The sequence below is a fragment of the Micromonospora sp. ATLC20 genome, assembly GCF_057196585.1.
In genome coordinates this window covers 1-17,692 of sequence record NZ_JBXUOV010000059.1, presented here as the reverse complement: position 1 = coordinate 17,692, position 17,692 = coordinate 1, and the positions used below count along the sequence as shown (strand labels likewise).

The window sequence follows — 17,692 nt, the reverse complement described above, 5'->3', positions numbered from 1 at the left end:
TGTCTCCCTTTCGTCGGTGGCCAGATCCCCCGTGCGCGGCGTTGCCTCTCCTTCCTCCTCCCCAGGTGTGTCGCGCGGTGGCGGCCGGGACGGGCCGCCGGCGCCGCGGTCAGACCGATCGGGTACGCAGCCAGACCGCGGTGTCCGGTGGCAGCCGGTCGTCGTCGAGTGGGCCGCTGGCCAGCAGCAGCCGGTCGTGCGCGGGCAGCGGCACGGCTGCGCCGCCGAGGTTGACCAGGCAGGTGAAGCCGGGTTCGCGGGCGAACGCGAGCGCGCCGTCCGGTGCGGGCAGCCAGGTGAGCGTGCCGTCGCCGAGCGCGGGTTCGGCGCGGCGCAGCGTCAGCGCGGCCCGGTACAGCTCCAGCATCGAGTGCGGGTCACCGGTCTGGGCGCGGACCGTGCGGTCCTTCCAGTCCGCCGGTTGCGGCAGCCACGGTGCGGCGGTCGCGCCGTCGGGGCTGAACCCGAACGGCGGGGTGTCGCCCTGCCAGGGCAGCGGCACCCGGCAGCCGTCGCGGCCCGGGTCGACCCGCCCGGACCGCTCCCACATCGGGTCCTGCCGCAGCTCGTACGGGATGTCCTCGACCTCCCAGAGCCCCAGCTCCTCGCCCTGGTAGACGTAGGCGGCGCCGGGCAGCGCGAGGGACAGCAGCGCGGCGGCGCGAGCCCGGCGGGTGCCCAGTTCCAGGTCGGTGGGGATGCCCTCGCGTTTGGCGGCGAAGCTGAACCGGGTGTCGGCGCGGCCGTACCGGGTGACGTGGCGGGTGACGTCGTGGTTGGACAGCACCCAGGTGGCCGGGGCGCCGACCGGGACGTGCGCGGCGAGCGTGCCGTCGATGCTCTCCCGCAGCGCTCTGGCGTCCCAGGCGCAGCCGAGGAAGTCGAAGTTGAACGCGGTGTGCAACTCGTCCGGGCGCAGGTAGTTCGCGAACCGCTGCCGGTCGGGCAGCCACACCTCTCCGACCAGCGCCCGCCCGCCCGGGTACGAGTCGGCGATGCGCCGCCAGGCGCGGTACACGTCGTGCACGCCGTCCTGGTCCCGGAACGGGTGCGGCCGGTCCGGGTGGACCTCCGGCAGCGTGCCGTCCTTGACGAGCAGCCCGGCCGAGTCGATGCGGATGCCGTCCACGCCCCGCTCGAACCAGAAGCGCAGGATGTCCTCGAACTCGGCGCGGACCCGGGGGTGGTCCCAGTTGAAGTCGGGTTGCTGCGGTGCGAACAGGTGCAGGTACCAGTCGCCGGGGGTGCCGTCCGGGTCGGTGGTGCGGGTCCAGGTCGGTCCGCCGAACTCGCCGGTCCAGTCGGTGGGCGGCAGGTCACCGCCGGGTCCCCGGCCGGGACGGAACCAGAACAGGTCCCGCTCGGGCGCGCCCGGGCCGCCGGCGAGCGCGGCCCGGAACCACTGGTGCGCGTCGGAGCAGTGGTTCGGTACCACGTCGACGATGCTGCGGATGCCGAGCGCGTGCGCCTCCGCGATCAGCGTCTCCACCTCGGCGAGGGTGCCGAAGACCGGGTCGATGTCGCGGTAGTCGGACACGTCGTAGCCGGCGTCGGCCATCGGCGACGGGTACCAGGGGCTGAACCAGATCGCGTCGACGCCGAGCGCGGCGAGGTGGTCCAGGCGGGACCGGATGCCGGCGACGTCGCCGATCCCGTCGCCGTCGCCGTCGGCGAAGCTGCGCGGATAGACCTGGTAGATCACCGCGGAGCGCCACCACGGGCTGTTGTCGGCCATGGACACGGGCACCTGCTTTCTGCGGGTTCGGTTCTGCGCTGGCGGGTTCGGCCGGCGGCGGCCGTGCGGCGGCCCGGTCAGCCCTTGAGGCCGCCGGTGGTCAGGCCGGACATGATGTTGCGCTGGAAGATCAGGAACAGCACGACGGTGGGGATGGCGGCGATCACCGACGCGGCGATGACCACGTTCATCGGGGTGCCACCGGCGAAGGCGTAGATGCCGACGCTGACGGTTCGCGTCTCCGGCGACGGCATGACCAGCTTCGGCCAGAGGAAGTCCTTCCAGACCGCCGTCACCGCGAAGATCGCCACCACGCCGAGGATCGGTCGGGACATCGGCAGGACGATGGACCAGAGCGTGCGCAGCGGGGAGGCGCCGTCCATCACGGCGGCGGCCATCAGGTCCTCCGGGATGGAGTCGAAGAACCGTTTCAGCAGGAAGATGTTGAACGCGTTCGCCACCAGCGGCAGCCAGATCGCGAACGGCGAGTCGAGCAGGTTGACGTGCACGATCGGCAGGTCGATCACCGTGACGTACTGCGGGACGATCAGCACCATCGCCGGGATCATCAGCGTCGCCAGCATCATGCCGAGGATCAGCCTGCCCAGCACCGGGCGCAGCTTCGACAACGCGTACGCGGCGGCGGTGTCGAGGACGAGCTGGAACAGCACCGCCCCGGCCGCGTAGTAGAACGTGTTGAACAGCAGCTTCGCCAGGTCCAGGTTGGTCCAGGCGTCGACGTAGTTGCCCGGCTGCGGGTCGCGCGGGAACAGCGTCGGCGGCGTCTGGGCGATCTCCTGGCCGGACTTCAGCGCGCCGGTGACCATCCAGTACAGCGGGCCGAGGAACACCAGCGTGAACCCGGCCACGACCACGGAGAGCACGACCCAGTAGAGGACGCGGCCGCGACCGCGCCGCAGCTGGGCGTGGGAGACGAGGGTACGGGTGGTGCTGTCGGCGGCCATGTCCTAGTCCTGTCTCGCGGTGAGTCGCAGGTAGACGGCGGAGAACCCGGCCAGCACCACCAGCATGATCACGCCGAGCGCGGCGGCGCCGTTGAGGTCGTTCTGGAAGAACCCGTGCTGGTAGATCAGGTACGCCACGGAGGTCGCCGAGTCCTGCGTACCGGCGCCGTTGGCGAGGATCAGCGGCTCGATGAACAGCTGCATGGTGGCCACGATCTGGAGCATCGCCAGCAGCGCCAGGATCAGCCGGGTCTGCGGCACGGTCACGTGCAGGATCCGCCGCCACACCCCGGCGCCGTCGATCTCGGCGGCCTCGTACAGCTCGCCGGGGATGTTCTGCAACGCGGCCAGGTAGATCAGCACGGCGCCGCCCATGTTCATCCAGGTCGACGCGATCACCATGGCGGGCATCGTCATCGACTGTGACTGCATCCACTCCGACGTGGGCAGTCCCAGCGCGGTGAGGATCGCGTTGAACAGCCCCGCCTCGCTCGGGTCGTACGCGTAGAACTTGAACAGGAACAGCGCTGAGGCCGGCGGCAGCATCACCGGCAGGTAGACGAGCACCCGCAGGTAGCCCTTGGCGTGGCGCAGCTCGTTGAGCAGGATCGCCACGAAGAACGGCACCAGGTAGCCGAGCCCCAGCGCCAGGCCGGTGAAGACGAACGTGTTCTTCCAGGCGGTCCAGAAGCTCGGATCGGCGATGATCCGGCTGTAGTTGTCCCAGCCCACCCAGGTGGTCTCGCCCCGGCGGGTGCGCTGGAAGCTCATCACGACGCCGCGGACCATCGGGTACCAGGAGAAGACGGCGAAGCAGACGACAGCGCCGATGAGGAACGCGTGCCCGGTGAGGTTGTCCCGGACCTTGCGGCCGAGGCCGGCGCGGCGCCCGGCGGTACGCGACGGCGTCGGCGCGACGGGACCGGGACGGCGGGTGGCGCCGGGGGCGGTGGTGAGCGCCAAGGCGACTCCTGCGGTGCTCGGGGAGGTGGGGCCGGTGCGCCGGCCCCACCTCCGGTCGGGTCAGCTCTGCGTGGCCAGCAGCTGGTTGACCTTGTCCTCGGCGGTCTTGAGCAGCGCGTCGATGTTCGCGTTCGGGTTGGTCAGCACCCCGGACATCGCGGCGTCGAGCACCGCGTAGATCGCCTGGGCGTTGCGCGGCTCGCCCTTGATCGGCACCGGGTTGGCCTCGAAGACCGCGAAGTTGGTCGTGTCCACGTTCGCGTTGGCCTTGCGCAGCTCCAACTCCTGCTTCTGGGCGTCGCTGCCGTTCGTGAACAGCAGCGGCTGGGGCAGGCCGACCGGGTAGTTCTGCGGCTTGGCGCGCACGTAGTCGAACTGGCCCTTACCAGGGGTCAGCTTCTGGTAGGCGAGCCACTTCAGACCAGCCTTGACCTGCTCGGGGCTCAGGCCCTTCTTGAAGAAGTAGCCCTCACCGCCGCCGAGCGTGGCCTTGGCCTGCCCGTCCTGGCCGGGCAGCGGGCCCATCGCCCAGTCCTGATACTTGCCCTGGAACTGGCTGACGATCGCCTGGGTCGCGTCGGGCGCGCCGATGAACATGCCGACCTTGCCGGCGCCGGCGTTGGTGAGCAGGTCACCCCACTGGAGCAACTGCCGGCTGCCCATGCTGTTGTCGCCGTAGCGCATGTCCTTGAGGTTCTGCAGGACCTGCTTGCCCGTCGCGTTGTTGAAGTCGGCCTTCTTGCCGTCGGCGCTGAGCACCTGGCCGCCCTGGGAGTAGAGCAGCGAGGTGAAGTGCCAGCCGCCGGTGTTGCCGGCGCTGTACTCGGCGTACCCGGCGATGCCGTCGCCGAGCGCGGAGATCTTCTTGGCCGCGGCCCGCACCTCGGGCCAGGTCTTCGGCGGGTTGTTCACGTCGAGCCCGGCCCGCTGGAACAGCGCCTTGTTGTAGATCAGGCCCATCGAGTAGTTCTTCACCGGTACGGCGTAGAGCTTGCCGCCGTCGGTGAACACCTCCTTGAGCGCCGGGTCGACGCTGTCCCAGGTGGGGATGGTGTCCTTTGTGACGTACTGGCCGATGTCCATCGCCTGGCCGGAGTCCAGCACCTGCTGCAGGTCGGTCATGTAGCCGTAGAAGACGTCGGTGACGGTGCCGCCGGCGAGCCGGGCGGTGAAGTCCGGCGGGTTGTTGCACTGCTCGCCTACGCTGACGCTCTTGACGACGATGTCCGGGTTCTGCCGCTGGAACTCGGCGACGTCGTCGTTCCAGTTCTTCAGCAGTTCCTTCTGCGCGCCGACCGGCTGGCAGTCGACGGTGATGGTGACCTTGCCGCCGGCGTCGCTGCTGTCGTCGCTCTTGGTGGAGCACGCCGCAAGGCTGAGCCCGAGGCCGGCCGCGAGCGCCACGGCCGCGACCTTCCGATACTGCGGTACGGACATCTGTCCATCCCTTCGGGAACGGGTGTATCCATGGCCTTCACTGATGTGCGGTGACCGCGCGGCTGCCCTCAGGTGGTGGAACGGCAGCCGCGCGCGCCCTGCCTCCGGAAACCGCGCCCCGGGTCAGGTGTGAGTGGAGTCACTGTAGCGACGCGAACCGAACCCAGCAAGATGCGAACGCATGAACGCAAGAACTCGACTGTGACACTGGCCGGGCGTCGATCTTGGAGTTGTGGCACCTCGGATACCGGAAGTAGGCCGCATTCCAGGCGCCATTAGCCCAAGATCGACGGACGCGGGCGCGGCGGGGCAAGTCCGGGCGGGCGGAAGCCCCCGGGGTCAGCGGCGAGGGGCGGGGGCGGTGGAGCCGCGTACCACCAGCTCGGGCTCGAACAGCAGCTCGTCGTGCAGCACGCCGGCGCCCTCGATCTGGGTCACCAGCAGGTCGACGGCGGCCTGGCCCATCGTCTCGATCGGCTGCCGCACAGTGGTCAGCGGCGGGTCGGTGCAGGTCATGAACGCCGAGTCGTCGAAGCCGACCACCGAGACGTCGGCCGGCACGGCGCAGCCCAGGCGGCGGGCGGCCCGGATGGTGCCCAGCGCCAGCACGTCGCTGGCGCAGACGATCCCTGTCGCGCCGCGCTCGATCAGCTTCGTGGCCGCGACCCGCGCGCCCTCCATGGAGAAGCTGGACCGCTCCACCAGGGACCGGTCCTCGCCCCAGCCGGCGGCCCGGACCATCGCGTCGAGCTTGCGGCGCGACGGCACGTGGTCGGCCGGGCCGAGCACCATGCCGATCCGCTCGTGGCCGAGGGAGCGCAGGTGCCCGTACGCCTGCTCGACGGCGACCGCGTCGTCTGTGGACACCCGCGGGAAGCCCAGTTCCTCGACGCCGGCGTTGACCAGCACCACCGGCAGGCCACGGTCGGTCAGGCGCCGGTAGTGCTCGTGCGAGGCGTCGGCCAGGGCGTACGAGCCACCGGCGAAGATGACGCCGCTGACCTGGTGGTCGAGCAGCATCTCCACGTACCCGGACTCCGGCACGCCACCGATGGTGCGGGCGCACAGCGCCGGGGTGAAGCCGCGCTGGGCGAGGGAGCCGGTGACCACCTCGGCCAGGGCCGGGAAGATCGGGTTCTGCAACTCCGGCAGCACCAGGCCGACCAGGCGGGCACGCTCGCCGCGCAGTTTCGTCGGGCGCTCGTATCCGAGCACGTCGAGGGCGGTCAGCACGGCGGTCCGGGTCGCCTCGGACACGCCGCCGCGGCCGTTGAGCACCCGGCTCACTGTCGCCTCGCTGACGCCCGCCTTGCGGGCCACCTCGGTCAGGCGCTTCGTCACGGCGGCAATCGTACGTCGGATTCTTGCAAGAAATGAACAGCCCGAGCGGTCAGGTCTTGCCGCGCACGACGGCAGGTGGCTCGAAAGATGCGAGCAGATTGATGCTTGAAAGCCAACAGAGAGCCGGAATAACATGAGGAACCTTGTCGATGGCCTGCGCCGCCGGGGCCACCCGTCCCCCGAGAAAGGGTGCTCCGATGTCGCGGAGCGTGCCGAGGATCCTCGCGGCGGCGCTCGTCGCCACCGCCCTGCTCGTCCCGCCCGGCGCCGCCACGGCGGGTCCGCCGCGCGGGCCGGCTCCCGTGGTGACCCGCGCCGGGCTCGACCCCGCGCTCGTCGCCGGTCGCGGTGCCACTGTGGACTACGTCGAACAGGAGGCGGAACACGGCCGGACCACCGGCACCGTGATCGGGCCGCACCGGTCGGCGTACACACTCGCCGGTGAGGCGTCCGGCCGCCGGGCCGTACGCCTGCTGCCCGGCCAGTACGTCGAACTCACGCTCCCCCGGCCCACGAACGCGCTGACCGTGCGCTACAGCATCCCGGACGCGCCGGGCGGCGGCGGGATCACCGCGCCGCTGCGGGTGTCCGTCGGGCACGCGCGCGCCCGCACCATGACGCTGACCTCGCAGTACGCCTGGCTCTACAACCAGTACCCGTTCACCAACGACCCCGGCGCGGACCTGCTGCACCCGGACTGGTGGATCACCGAGTGCTCCTGCGTCCCGGCGGCCACCACGCCCGCGCCGGTGATCGGCAAGCCGTTCCGGCCGCACCACTTCTACGACGAGCAGCGGATGCTGCTCGGCCGTACCCATCGGGCCGGCGAGGTGGTCCGGCTGACCGCGCCGCGCGGCACGGCCGCCGCGTGGACGGTGATCGACCTGGTGGACGCGCACCTGGTCGCGCCGCCCCGCGTGGTACCTCGCGCGGTGAACGCGCTGTCCTTCGGCGCCGACCCGACCGGCCGGCGGGAGTCCGCCGACGCGTTCGACCGGGCCATCACGTACGCCCGCCGGGTGGACCGCCCGCTCTACCTGCCGCCCGGCACCTACCAGGTCAACCGTCACGTCGTCGTGGACGACGTGACGATCGCCGGGGCCGGGAGCTGGTACACGATCGTCCGGGGGCGCGAGGTCGCCCTGGACACCCCGGCGCCCGACGGATCCCGCCACACCGGCGTCGGCTTCTACGGCCGCGACGCCGCCCAGGGCGGCAGCAGCGACGTGCACCTGTCCGGCTTCGCGGTCGAGGGCGACGTGCGCGAGCGGATCGACACCGACCAGGTCAACGCCGTCGGCGGGGCGCTGAACCACAGCACGATCGACGGCCTCTACCTGCACCACACCAAGGTCGGCATGTGGTTCGACGGGCCGATGACCGGCCTGCGGGTCACGAACACGGTGATCGCGGACCAGATCGCCGACGGGCTGAACCTCCACACCGGCGTGACGCACTCGTCGGTGACGAACTCGGTGGTCCGCAACAGCGGCGACGACGCGCTCGCGATGTGGTCGGAGGGCACGGCGAACGCGTCGAACACGTTCGCGTACAACACGGTGCAGTCGCCGGTGCTGGCCAACGGCATCGCGCTGTACGGCGGCGCCGACCTGACCGTCGCGCACAACCTGATCGCCGACCCGGTACGCGAGGGCAGCGCGATCCAGGTGGGCTCCCGGTTCGGGGCGGAGCCGTTCACCGGCCGGCTGCGGATCACCGGCAACACCACGGTGCGGGCCGGCACGTACGACCTGAACTGGAACATCGGCCTCGGCGCGATCTGGTTCTACGCGCTGGACCGCAGCATCGACGCCGCGGACATCCAGGTGACCGGCGACGCGTACCTGGACAGCACCTACAACGCGATCATGCTGGTCAGCGACTGGCCGGTGAAGGACAGCGTCCGCATCGACAACGTCCGCTTCCGCGACATCCGGGTCGACGGCACCGGCACGTCGGTGGTCAGCGCGCGTACGGCGGGCGGGGCGAGCATCGCGAACGTCGACGCCCGCAACGTGGGCGCGGTCGGCGTGAACAACTGCGGGTCGTTCCACTTCACCCCGGACGGCTCGGAGTTCGGCCTGACCGACCTCGGCGGCAACGACGGCGGCTGGCTGGCGCCGTGGCTGCTGCCGAACACCATCACCTGCGACGACCGGCCGCCGGTGGTGCCGCCGCCCCCGCCCTCGCGCTGGTGACACACGACGCGACCCCCGCCGGACGGGCCGGCGGGGGTCGCGGTGCGGGTGGATCAGGCCTCGGTGAGCTGGCCGCGCAGCTTGGTCAGGGCGCGGGCGAGCAGCCGGGACACGTGCATCTGGGAGACACCGACGCGGGCGGCGATCTCGCTCTGGGTCAGGTTGCCGTAGAAGCGCAGCGTGAGGATCTTCTGCTCGCGCTCGTCGAGCGTGGCGAGCGCCGGGCCGAGCGAGGCGCGCAGCTCGGCCAGCTCGTACTCGTTGTCCTCGGTGCCGAGCGTGTCGCCCAGCTCGGTGGCGCTGTCGCCGTCGCCGATCGGGGTGGACAGCGACACCGCGTTGTACGCGCGGGCGCCCTCCAGGCCCTCCAGCACCTCTTCCTCGGTGACGTCGAGGTGGGCGGCGATGTCGGCGACGGTCGGGGCACGGTTGAGCGTCTGGGTCAGCGTGCTGTTCGCCTCGGAGATGCGCAGCCGCAGCTCCTGGAGGCGACGCGGCACCCGGATGTTCCAGGTGCGGTCGCGGAAGTGCCGCTTGATCTCGCCGAGGATCGTCGGGATGGCGAAGCCGGCGAAGTCGACGCCGCGCGAGGCGTCGAACCGGTCGACCGCCTTGATCAGGCCGAGCGCGGCGGTCTGGGCCAGGTCGCCGGCCGGCTCGCCGCGGCCGCTGTAGCGGGCGGCCAGGTGGTTCGCCAGCGGCAGCCACGCCTCGATGACCTGGTTGCGGAGGGCGGCCCGCTGCGGGTGGTCGGCGGGCAGTGCGGCGAGCGCCGCGATCAGCTCGCTGGCGCGGGTCTCCTCACCGGTCTGCGGCGCGCGCTGCACCTCGGTGGCGGTCGTTCCCATGGTCATCGTGGTCATGCTGCCCTTCCTGTCCTCGGAGAACGGGTGGCCTCCCACACCGGTCGTGCCAGCCACACTAGACCAAAGGTCACCGCCAAATCAACCGAACGGACGATGGAGATTTAGCCTCAGATCCGGACATAGGGGCGACACGTGTCATCATCGAGGTAGCAGCGGCCGGTAGTCGGCGGCGGTGAGCGGCAGCGCGGAGAGGCTCCCGTCCGCGCGGGGCACCTCCAGCGGCTGCCCGTCCCGGCGGAACGCGACGCTGTACACGTCCGGCCGCTGAGTGAGGCTGCACACGATCTGCCCGAAGGCGAGCACCTCGTCGTTGCGGCCGGTCTCCTCCCCCGCCTGGCGCACGTCGACTGTCGCCAGCGTGCCGGCCAGCGTCGCGCCGGCCACCGCCACAGTGCCCGGCAGCGCCGTGGCCAGCCCCTGACGGCGCTCGCCGCCGTCCGGCCCGGCCAGCAGGTGCTGCAGGTGCGCGTCCACGCCGGGCAGCCCGTCCACCCGGCGCGTGACCACGACCAGCCCGTCGTCGCGGACGAAGCAGAACGGCTCGTCCACCCGCCCGTCCCCGTCGGCGGTCGAGGACACCGTGGGGGTCGGGAACGCCCCCGGCGGCGTCTGCACCAGGCGGGGCTCGTCGTCCACCGGCACCCCGCAGCCGGCCAGCAGCACGACCACGAGCAGGCCCGGCAGGAGCCGCCGGCGGCTCATCGCAGCGCCCCGGGCAGCTCGACCCGGAACCGGGCGCCGGGCTCGCGGTCCAGCACCGCGGCCGTACCGCCGTGCGCGGCGGCGTGCTGCGCCACCAGCGCGAGCCCGAGGCCGGTGCCGTCGGTGCCGGCCCGGTCGTGCGCCGCCCGCCCCCTGACGAACCGGTCGAAGATGATCTCGCGGTCGCCGGGTGGCACGCCCGGACCGGCGTCGTCGACCTCCAGCACGCCCACGCCGTCGCGCCCGGTGAGGCGTACCGCGACCGGCCCGCCCCCGTACCGCTCGGCGTTCTCCAGCAGGTTCAGCAGCGTCTGGGCGAACCGGCGCCGGTCGACCCACCACAGGCGCGGGGCGTCGCCGTCGACTGTCACCAGGCTCTCCGGCAGCGACCGCTCCCGGCAGGCCGTCCGGGCCAGCTCCACCACGTCGACCGTCTCGCGGTGGGCCGGCTGCTCGGTGCGGGCCAGTTGAATGAGGTCGTCGACCAGGCGCTGGAACCGGGTCACCTCGTCGGCGACCAGGCCCGCCGCCGTCGCGGTGCGTTCGTCCTGGTGCTCCCGGCGGCGGTTGAGCACGCTCGCGGCGGCGGCCAGGGTCTGCAACGGCGAGCGCAGTTCGTGGCTCACGTCGGCGGCGAAGCGCCGGTCCCGCTCGATGCGGTGCACCAGCTTGTCGACCATCTCGTTGAACGAGCTGGACAGGCGGGTGAGATCGGGATCGGTGGTCGAGTCGAGCCGGGTCGCGAAGTCGCCCGCGGCGATCCGTTCCGCCGCGTCGGCGACCGCGGTGAGCGGCCGCAGGCTGTGCCGGGTGGCGTACCAGCCGAGCGCCGCGCCCGCGCCGGCGACCATGATCGCCACGGCGATCAGCGCCAGGCCCACCACCTGGAACGTCTCCTCGACCTCCCGCAGCGAGGTCAGCTCGTAGTAGCCGAGCGCGCCGGGCAGCGGCACGCCGACCAGCAGCGCGGGCTGCCCGTCGAGCCGGATCCGCTGGACCGCCGGCTTGCCGTCGGCCACCATCCGCTGCAACTCCACCGGCACCGAGCGGGCCCCCACGTCGGCGGTCCGGGCGTACCAGCCGTCGGGCAGGTGCAGCAGCGGACGGCGGGCGCTGCCGGTGTCGAGCGAGCGCAGCACGGCCACCACGTCCGGGGTGCCGGTGTCCAGGCCGGAGCGGACCACCGCGGCGTCGTAGTAGGCGGCCCGGACCGCGGTGCGCTCCCGCTCGTCGAGCAGCGAGCGCCGGGTCAGGTCGTACGAGAAGAGGGCCATCAGCGCCGACAGCAGCAACGCGCCGACGGCGAACGCCGCGGTGACCCGGGCGCGCAGGCCGGGCCGGGTCATCGCTGGAGCTTGTAGCCGAGGCCGCGCAGGGTGACCAGGTGGCGCGGGTTGGCCGGGTCGGTTTCAATCTTCTGCCGCAGCCGGCCCACGTGCACGTCGACGAGCCGCTCGTCGCCGGTCTCGTAGCCCCAGACCCGGCTGAGCAGCTGCTGGCGCGACAGGACCCGGCCGGCGTGCTCGGCCAGCTCGCAGAGCAGCCGGAACTCGGTGCGGGTGACCGCCACCGGCCGGCCCGAGCGCCGCACCTCGCCGGCTTCGGCGCTGATCTCCAGGTCGCCGAAGAACTGGGCGGGCACCGGCCCGGCCACCGTCCGGACGCGCCGGCGCAGCGCCCGCAGCCGGGCGGACAGCTCCTTGATCGCGACCGGCTTCACCACGTAGTCGTCGGCGCCGGCCTCCAGCGCGGCGACGATGTCGTGGGTGTCGTCGCGGGCGCTGATCACCACGACCGGTACGTCGTCGTCGCGGCGCAGCTGACGGATGCAGTCGAACCCGTTCATGCCGGGCAGCATGAGGTCGACGAGCACGTAGTCCGCCGGCTTCTCCCGCTGCCGGCGCAGCCCGTCCTCGGCGGTCGGCGCACCGTCGGCCTCGTAGCCCTCCTCCTCCAGGGCGAGCTGCAGCGCGAGCCGGATGCGGTCGTCGTCCTCGATCACCAGTACGGCCGTCATATGGGCATCATGACCGGCCCGGCACTGGTCGCCCAATCGCGTGGGCCGTTCGTGGTTTTTGTCATCGAACCGTCACACAACCGTCCGGTGACCTCCAAGATCCCTGCGCAGAGTGGGGACTGACCCGATCCCGTCACGGAAGCGACCCGATGCCTGCCAGCCTGCCGTCCCCGCCGGAGTCCGCCGTGCCGCACGTGCGCGTGGACATCACCGACGAGCTGGACCCCGCCGGGCTGTCCGAGGTCGCCCACGTGCTGGACCGCATCCTCGCGCTACGGCCCCGCGAGCTGACCGTCGACCTCGCCGGGTGCCGGCATGTGGACCCCGCCGCCGTCGCGCTGCTGCTGGACGTGCACCGCCGGCTGGCGCGGCAGGGCGGCCTGCTCACGCTGAGCAATCCACATCCACGGATCCGGCGCATCCTGGAGAACTCCGGGCTCGGTGCCGTACCCGTCGTCGACACGCCCCGTCCGGCCGCGCGCGGCCGGGCCCGGGTCGCGTCCGCATCTCGCTGAGGAGGAGTGGTGACCGGCAGCACGCTCGTCGGAGCGCTCGTGGTGGGTCTGGCCGTCGGCGGGCTGGGACGCCTCGTCCTGCCGGGGCGCAAGGCCGTCCCGGTGTGGCTGACACTCGCGCTCGGCGTGGCGTCCGCGCTGCTCGGCGCGATCGTGGTCGGCCTGGTGGACCACCGCACCGACGGATCGCCGGTGCTGCCGCTGATGGTGCAGACCGGCTTCGCCGCCGTGGCGGTCGTGCTGGCGGTGGTCGCCGCGGGCCGGCCGGAGCCGGAGGGCCAGACGCCGCCCGGTGCGGGCGGCGGCCGGCGGAAGGAGGAGGTGTGACTGTCGTACCCGCGGACCACCTGATGATGCTCATCTGCGACGGCTGCGGCGACAGCGTCACCAGCACCGGCGCCACGCTGCCCGACGCCGAGGTGGTGTGGACGCTCGTGTTCGAGCACGACTGGGTCGGCTCCCCGTTCGCGCCCGGACCCCACCACTGCCCCCGGTGCAGCACCCGGGCGGTCATCGCCGACGACGGCCTGGGCATGGACGACCTGGAACAGGTCGCCGGCACCCCTGCAGCGCACGACGTCGACCCGGCCACCGCGGTCCGCCGTGCCCTCGCCGAGCGCTCCCGCCGCGAGGACATGGAGCTGGTCGACCTGTCCGGCCTGGAGGTGATCGACTCCGCCGGGCTCAGCCTGCTGGTGCGCGCGCACCAGGACGCGCGGCGCGACGGCCGGCAACTGTGCCTGCTGTCGCCGTCGCGGTTCGTGCTCACCGTGCTGCACACCATGCGGCTCGACGGCGTCTTCACCGTCGTCGACGGCCGCGCCCCGGCGCCGGGCCCCGCAACCCGGCGACCGGTCCTGACCGAACAGAAGGAGCCCTCCCCGTGGTGATGCCCTGGCCGTACCCCGAGTTTCCGTACACCGGCGGCGGACCGGAGCCCGACGACGCGGACACCCGGCTCGCGTCGCTCGTCGCGCAGCGGCTCAGCGCCGACTGGACCACCCGCCGGCAGCAGATCACCGTTACCGTGCAGAACCGGGTGGTGATCCTCGCCGGCCTGGTGGCCGACCCGGAGACCCGCCTGGTCGCCGCCGAGCTGGCCTGGGACGTGCCGGGTGTGTTCGACGTCTGCAACGCGCTGCGGCTCTACGGCGGGCGGCGCGGCGGCCGCTGAGCCGCGGCTGTTGCACGCATCGGCGTCCACCTCTACGCTCGGCCCTGGGAGCGCTCCCCCAGGCCGCCGCGTCGGGCTTTCCGGGCAGGTTCACGACGGGCACCGTCCGATCACCATCAAGCGATGGGACCTTCCCGCATGTTCTCGATTCCCCGCCCGTCCCGGCGGCACCTGCTCGCCGGCGGCGCGGTCGGCGCGCTCGCCCTGGCGGCGGTGGCCGTGCTGCCGTCACCGAACGCGATGGCGGCGACCGGCTGCGCCGTCACCTACACCACCAACTCCTGGCCCGGCGGCTTCACCGCGAACGTGGCGGTGCGCAACCTCGGCGATCCGGTGAGCAACTGGACGCTGGGCTTCACCTTCCCCGACGGCGGCCAGCGCGTGGTGCAGGGCTGGTCGGCCACCTGGCAGCAGAGCGGCTCGGCGGTCACCGCGCGCAGCCTGGACTACAACGGCACGCTCGGCACCGGCGCGAGCACCACGGTCGGCTTCAACGGCTCGTGGACCGGGTCGAACCCGAACCCCACGTCGTTCACGCTCAACGGCACGGTCTGCACCGGCGGCACGAGCACCCCGCCGCCCGCGACCACGCCGCCGCCGACCACTCCCCCGCCGACCACCCCGCCACCCACCACCACCCCGCCGCCGCCGACCGGCACCACCCCGGTGGCGATCAACGGCCAGCTCCAGGTGTGCGGCGTCAACCTCTGCAACCAGTACGGGCGGCCGATCCAGCTGCGCGGCATGAGCACGCACGGGTTGCAGTGGTTCGCCAACTGCTACACCGACGCCTCACTGGACGTGCTCGCCAACGAGTGGCGGTCCGACCTGCTGCGCGTCTCGATGTACGTGCAGGAGCAGGGCTACGAGACCAACCCGGCCGGATTCACCGCCCAGGTGAACACGCTCGTGGACAAGGCCGAGGCGCGGGGCATGTACGCGCTGATCGACTTCCACACGCTGACCCCCGGCGATCCGATGTACAACCTGGACCGGGCCAAGACCTTCTTCGCCACCGTGTCGGCGCGCAACGCGGCGAAGAAGAACGTGATCTACGAGATCACCAACGAGCCCAACGGGGTGAGCTGGTCGACCATCCGCAACTACGCCGAGCAGGTCATCCCGGTGATCCGGGCCAACGACCCGGACGCGGTGGTCATCGTCGGCACCCGCGGCTGGTCCTCCCTGGGCGTGTCCGACGGCAGCAACTCCGACGAGGTCGTGAACAACCCGGTGCGGGCGCAGAACATCATGTACACGTTCCACTTCTACGCCGCGTCGCACAAGGACAACTACCGCAACGAGGTGCAGCGGGCGGCGAGCCGGCTCCCGCTGTTCGTCACCGAGTTCGGCACCGTCACCTACACCGGTGACGGCGCCGTCGACACCGCCAGCAGCAACGCCTGGCTCGACCTGCTCGACCGGCTGAAGATCAGCTACGCCAACTGGACGTTCTCCGACGCCCCCGAGGGCTCGGCGGCGCTCCGGCCGGGCACCTGCGCGTCCGGCTCGTTCAGCGGGACGTCGGTGCTCACCGAGTCCGGCGCGTACATGCGCGACCGGATCCGTACCGCCGACGACTTCCCCACCTCCTGACCGGGCGGCCGGCGGCGATCCTTTCCCCTTCGGGTCGCCGCCGGTCAGCCCTCCACCAGCCCGGCCCGGCGCCACAGCACCAGGCCCGGCCCGGCGACCAGACCCAGGTCGGTCAGGTGGTCGGCGATCCGCTGCGCGGACCAGCGCAGCGTGGCCCGCCAGTGCGGGTTCGTACGCGCCGCGGCCCGCCCGGCCGCCGGGTCGATCCCGACCGCCGCGTACGCCCGCGGGTGCACCAGGCGCCGCGTGATCGAGTACGCGGCCCGGCCGATCACCAGCCGCGCGTACGCGAGTGCCACCGGCCCGGCGGCCTCGACCTGGCGGGTCAGCTCGTCGCGGGCGAAGCGGACGTGCCGGGCCTCCTCGACCACGTGGATGCGCGACACCATCCGGATCAGCGGCTGCAACGACTCGTCGGCCATGATCTCGCGCTGGAACGAGTCGAGGATCTCCTCGGCGATGAGGATGGCCGCGTACATCTGCGGGCCGGTCGCTGTGGACTTGAGCCATCGCCCGAGCAGGTGGTCGAACGGCTCGGCGCGGTAGACCGGCGCGCCGGTGGCCTCGATGAGCCGACCGAACATGACGGAGTGCCGGCACTCGTCGGCGACCTCGGTGAGCGCGTACTGGGCGTGCCGGCTGGTCGGATCGGCGTCGTAGTACTGCCGGATCAGCATCTGCATGAGGATCGTCTCGAACCAGATTCCGGCGGCGGCGGCGCTCGCGACCTCGTGCTTGGTCAGCTCGACCCGCTGGTCCTCGGTCAGTCCGTCCCACAGGGAGGTGCCGTAGAGGCTGCTGCGCTCCGGCGGCAGCCAGTACGCGCCGGGCACCGGCGGCGCCGACCAGTCGATGTCCACCATGGGGTCGTAGCTGGTGCGCACCGAGGCGGAGAGCAGGCGGTCGGCGACCGCCTCGCGCGGGAATCCGGCCATGACCCCTCCATATTGACGTAACTTCGAGTAACTGTTACGAGTGGTAGCATGCGACGGACCACCACCGATGTCAATGGCCCCGACACCCCCCGGGAGCCGGCCGCACCCCGCTCCGGCGGGCGGCGCGACCGCTGGGCCGACCACCGTGAACAGCGGCGGCAGGAACTGATCGCGGCCGCCGTGCAGGCGCTGCTGCAGCACGGCCCGAGCGTCGACATGGACCAGGTCGCCGCCACCGCCGGGGTCAGCAAACCGGTGCTCTACCGCTACTTCGCCGACAAGGCGCAGCTCTGGCTGGCGGTCAGCGAGGTGGTCGCGGCGCGCGTGGTCGCCGCCATCGCCCCCGCCGTGGAGCAGGTACGCGAGGAGCGCGCGCTGGTCGAGGCGACCATCGACGCGTACCTGAGCGTGGTCGAGTACGAGCCGTCGCTCTACCGGTTCCTCGTGCACGAGTCCGGGCACCCCGGCATCCAGCAGGTGGTGACAGGCACCAGCCGGCAGGTCGCGACCGGGCTGGCCCGGGTCATCGGCGACCGGCTGCGCGCGCTCGGCCTCGACGCCGGCCCGGCCGAGCCGTGGGCGTACGGGCTGGTCGGGTTCGTGCAGGCGGTCGGCGACTGGTGGACCACGCACGGGCAGCCGATCCACCGGGCCGCGCTCACCGAATACCTGACCACGCTGCTGTGGAGCGGCATCGAGGGGGTCCGCCGGGGCGCGGACCTGCCACCGGAGCTGACCCGCGCGCACGAACGGATCGACAGGTGACCTGGGAGGGCACGGCCCAGATCGCCGGCACCACGGTACGGCTGCACGGCGGCGGGCGGTTCGAGCCGGTCGACGGCCGCTACCACTGGGCCGGGCGGGTCGAGCCGGAACCGCGCCTGGTCCGGCTGCTGCGCTCCGGCCGCCGCGACGTGGAGGTCCGGATCGGCGAACGGGTCACCCGGGCCCGGCTGGCCGAGGTGGACCCGTGGGGCGGCGTCCGCATCACCGGCGTCGGCACGCCACCCTGGCCGCCGGACGACGAGTGATCCGCGCCGTACCGTGAAGGGATGACGTCTCCCGCCACCGTGCTGCTGGTCTTCGGCCGTGGGGTGGTGGCCGGCGACGACGGCTACCGGCTCACCGCGGAGAGCATCGCGCGCACCGAGGCCGCGGTGGCCTACGTCCGCGCGCACGCCGAGGCGTTCCGCCGCGCGCCGGACGCCCGGGTGGTGTTCACCCGCGGCTGGCCGCACGGCCCGGCCG

18 protein-coding genes and 1 pseudogene are annotated in these 17,692 nt (G+C 72.2%); 9 read left to right on the top strand and 10 right to left on the bottom strand.

Annotation, left to right across the window (positions count from 1 at the left end):
* Positions 1–109: 109 nt before the first annotated feature.
* From AC2CHG_RS14985 to AC2CHG_RS14965, 5 genes are all read right to left on the bottom strand, one after another.
* The gene (locus tag AC2CHG_RS14985; protein ID WP_484524959.1) at positions 110–1,735 is read right to left on the bottom strand and encodes a glycoside hydrolase family 13 protein; all 1,626 of its coding nucleotides are present in this window, start codon (positions 1,733–1,735) and stop codon (positions 110–112) included.
* Positions 1,736–1,812: 77 nt separating this feature from the next.
* Positions 1,813–2,700: a carbohydrate ABC transporter permease gene (locus AC2CHG_RS14980; RefSeq protein ID WP_484524955.1), complete on the bottom strand. Its 888-nt coding sequence runs from the start codon at positions 2,698–2,700 to the stop codon at positions 1,813–1,815.
* Positions 2,701–2,703: 3 nt separating this feature from the next.
* Positions 2,704–3,663 (bottom strand): carbohydrate ABC transporter permease, encoded by a 960-nt coding sequence (locus tag AC2CHG_RS14975; RefSeq protein WP_484524954.1) that lies wholly within the window; start codon positions 3,661–3,663, stop codon positions 2,704–2,706.
* Positions 3,664–3,723: 60 nt separating this feature from the next.
* Positions 3,724–5,100, bottom strand: a complete 1,377-nt coding sequence (locus AC2CHG_RS14970) for an ABC transporter substrate-binding protein (RefSeq protein ID WP_402805869.1) — start codon at positions 5,098–5,100, stop codon at positions 3,724–3,726.
* Between the two features lie 339 nt (positions 5,101–5,439).
* Positions 5,440–6,441, bottom strand: coding sequence for a LacI family DNA-binding transcriptional regulator (locus tag AC2CHG_RS14965; protein ID WP_013286147.1), 1,002 nt, complete (start codon positions 6,439–6,441; stop codon positions 5,440–5,442).
* A gap of 197 nt (positions 6,442–6,638) precedes the next feature.
* Here AC2CHG_RS14965 and AC2CHG_RS14960 point away from each other — a divergent pair, with 197 nt between their 5' ends.
* Positions 6,639–8,639 (top strand): glycosyl hydrolase family 28-related protein, encoded by a 2,001-nt coding sequence (locus AC2CHG_RS14960; RefSeq protein WP_484524953.1) that lies wholly within the window; start codon positions 6,639–6,641, stop codon positions 8,637–8,639.
* Between the two features lie 53 nt (positions 8,640–8,692).
* Here the strand turns inward: AC2CHG_RS14960 and AC2CHG_RS14955 are convergent, their stop codons facing one another.
* The 4 genes from AC2CHG_RS14955 to AC2CHG_RS14940 form a co-directional block, all read right to left on the bottom strand.
* On the bottom strand, positions 8,693–9,502 hold the full coding sequence (locus AC2CHG_RS14955; protein WP_436971667.1) for a SigB/SigF/SigG family RNA polymerase sigma factor: 810 nt from the start codon (positions 9,500–9,502) through the stop codon (positions 8,693–8,695).
* Between the two features lie 141 nt (positions 9,503–9,643).
* The gene (locus AC2CHG_RS14950; protein ID WP_262016274.1) at positions 9,644–10,207 is read right to left on the bottom strand and encodes a GerMN domain-containing protein; all 564 of its coding nucleotides are present in this window, start codon (positions 10,205–10,207) and stop codon (positions 9,644–9,646) included.
* On the bottom strand, positions 10,204–11,553 hold the full coding sequence (locus AC2CHG_RS14945; RefSeq protein WP_262016273.1) for a sensor histidine kinase: 1,350 nt from the start codon (positions 11,551–11,553) through the stop codon (positions 10,204–10,206). The genes AC2CHG_RS14950 and AC2CHG_RS14945 overlap by 4 nt, the downstream gene beginning before the upstream one ends.
* The gene (locus tag AC2CHG_RS14940; protein ID WP_262016272.1) at positions 11,550–12,224 is read right to left on the bottom strand and encodes a response regulator transcription factor; all 675 of its coding nucleotides are present in this window, start codon (positions 12,222–12,224) and stop codon (positions 11,550–11,552) included. The genes AC2CHG_RS14945 and AC2CHG_RS14940 overlap by 4 nt, the downstream gene beginning before the upstream one ends.
* 149 nt (positions 12,225–12,373) lie before the next feature.
* Here AC2CHG_RS14940 and AC2CHG_RS14935 point away from each other — a divergent pair, with 149 nt between their 5' ends.
* The 5 genes from AC2CHG_RS14935 to AC2CHG_RS14915 all read left to right on the top strand — a co-directional run bounded on the left by AC2CHG_RS14935 (position 12,374) and on the right by AC2CHG_RS14915 (position 15,509).
* Positions 12,374–12,739, top strand: coding sequence for an STAS domain-containing protein (locus AC2CHG_RS14935; protein WP_262016271.1), 366 nt, complete (start codon positions 12,374–12,376; stop codon positions 12,737–12,739).
* Positions 12,740–12,748: 9 nt separating this feature from the next.
* Positions 12,749–13,066, top strand: coding sequence for a GlsB/YeaQ/YmgE family stress response membrane protein (locus tag AC2CHG_RS14930; protein ID WP_262016270.1), 318 nt, complete (start codon positions 12,749–12,751; stop codon positions 13,064–13,066).
* Positions 13,063–13,629, top strand: a complete 567-nt coding sequence (locus tag AC2CHG_RS14925; protein WP_484524952.1) for an STAS domain-containing protein — start codon at positions 13,063–13,065, stop codon at positions 13,627–13,629. The genes AC2CHG_RS14930 and AC2CHG_RS14925 overlap by 4 nt, the downstream gene beginning before the upstream one ends.
* The gene (locus AC2CHG_RS14920) at positions 13,623–13,913 is read left to right on the top strand and encodes a BON domain-containing protein (RefSeq protein ID WP_013476931.1); all 291 of its coding nucleotides are present in this window, start codon (positions 13,623–13,625) and stop codon (positions 13,911–13,913) included. The genes AC2CHG_RS14925 and AC2CHG_RS14920 overlap by 7 nt, the downstream gene beginning before the upstream one ends.
* Positions 13,914–14,051: 138 nt before the next feature.
* Positions 14,052–15,509 (top strand): cellulase family glycosylhydrolase, encoded by a 1,458-nt coding sequence (locus AC2CHG_RS14915; RefSeq protein WP_262016281.1) that lies wholly within the window; start codon positions 14,052–14,054, stop codon positions 15,507–15,509.
* Between the two features lie 44 nt (positions 15,510–15,553).
* Here AC2CHG_RS14915 and AC2CHG_RS14910 read toward each other — a convergent pair whose 3' ends face one another.
* Positions 15,554–16,444, bottom strand: a complete 891-nt coding sequence (locus AC2CHG_RS14910) for an AurF N-oxygenase family protein (protein ID WP_355514442.1) — start codon at positions 16,442–16,444, stop codon at positions 15,554–15,556.
* A 48-nt stretch (positions 16,445–16,492) separates the two neighbouring features.
* Between AC2CHG_RS14910 and AC2CHG_RS14905 the strand changes: the two genes are divergently transcribed.
* From AC2CHG_RS14905 to AC2CHG_RS14895, 3 genes and pseudogenes are all read left to right on the top strand, one after another.
* The gene (locus AC2CHG_RS14905) at positions 16,493–17,209 is read left to right on the top strand and encodes a TetR family transcriptional regulator (RefSeq protein ID WP_484524951.1); all 717 of its coding nucleotides are present in this window, start codon (positions 16,493–16,495) and stop codon (positions 17,207–17,209) included.
* Positions 17,206–17,475 (top strand): DUF4873 domain-containing protein, encoded by a 270-nt coding sequence (locus tag AC2CHG_RS14900; RefSeq protein WP_013476935.1) that lies wholly within the window; start codon positions 17,206–17,208, stop codon positions 17,473–17,475. The genes AC2CHG_RS14905 and AC2CHG_RS14900 overlap by 4 nt, the downstream gene beginning before the upstream one ends.
* Positions 17,476–17,496: 21 nt before the next feature.
* Positions 17,497–17,692, top strand: a pseudogene (locus tag AC2CHG_RS14895) (YdcF family protein); the annotation flags it as partial.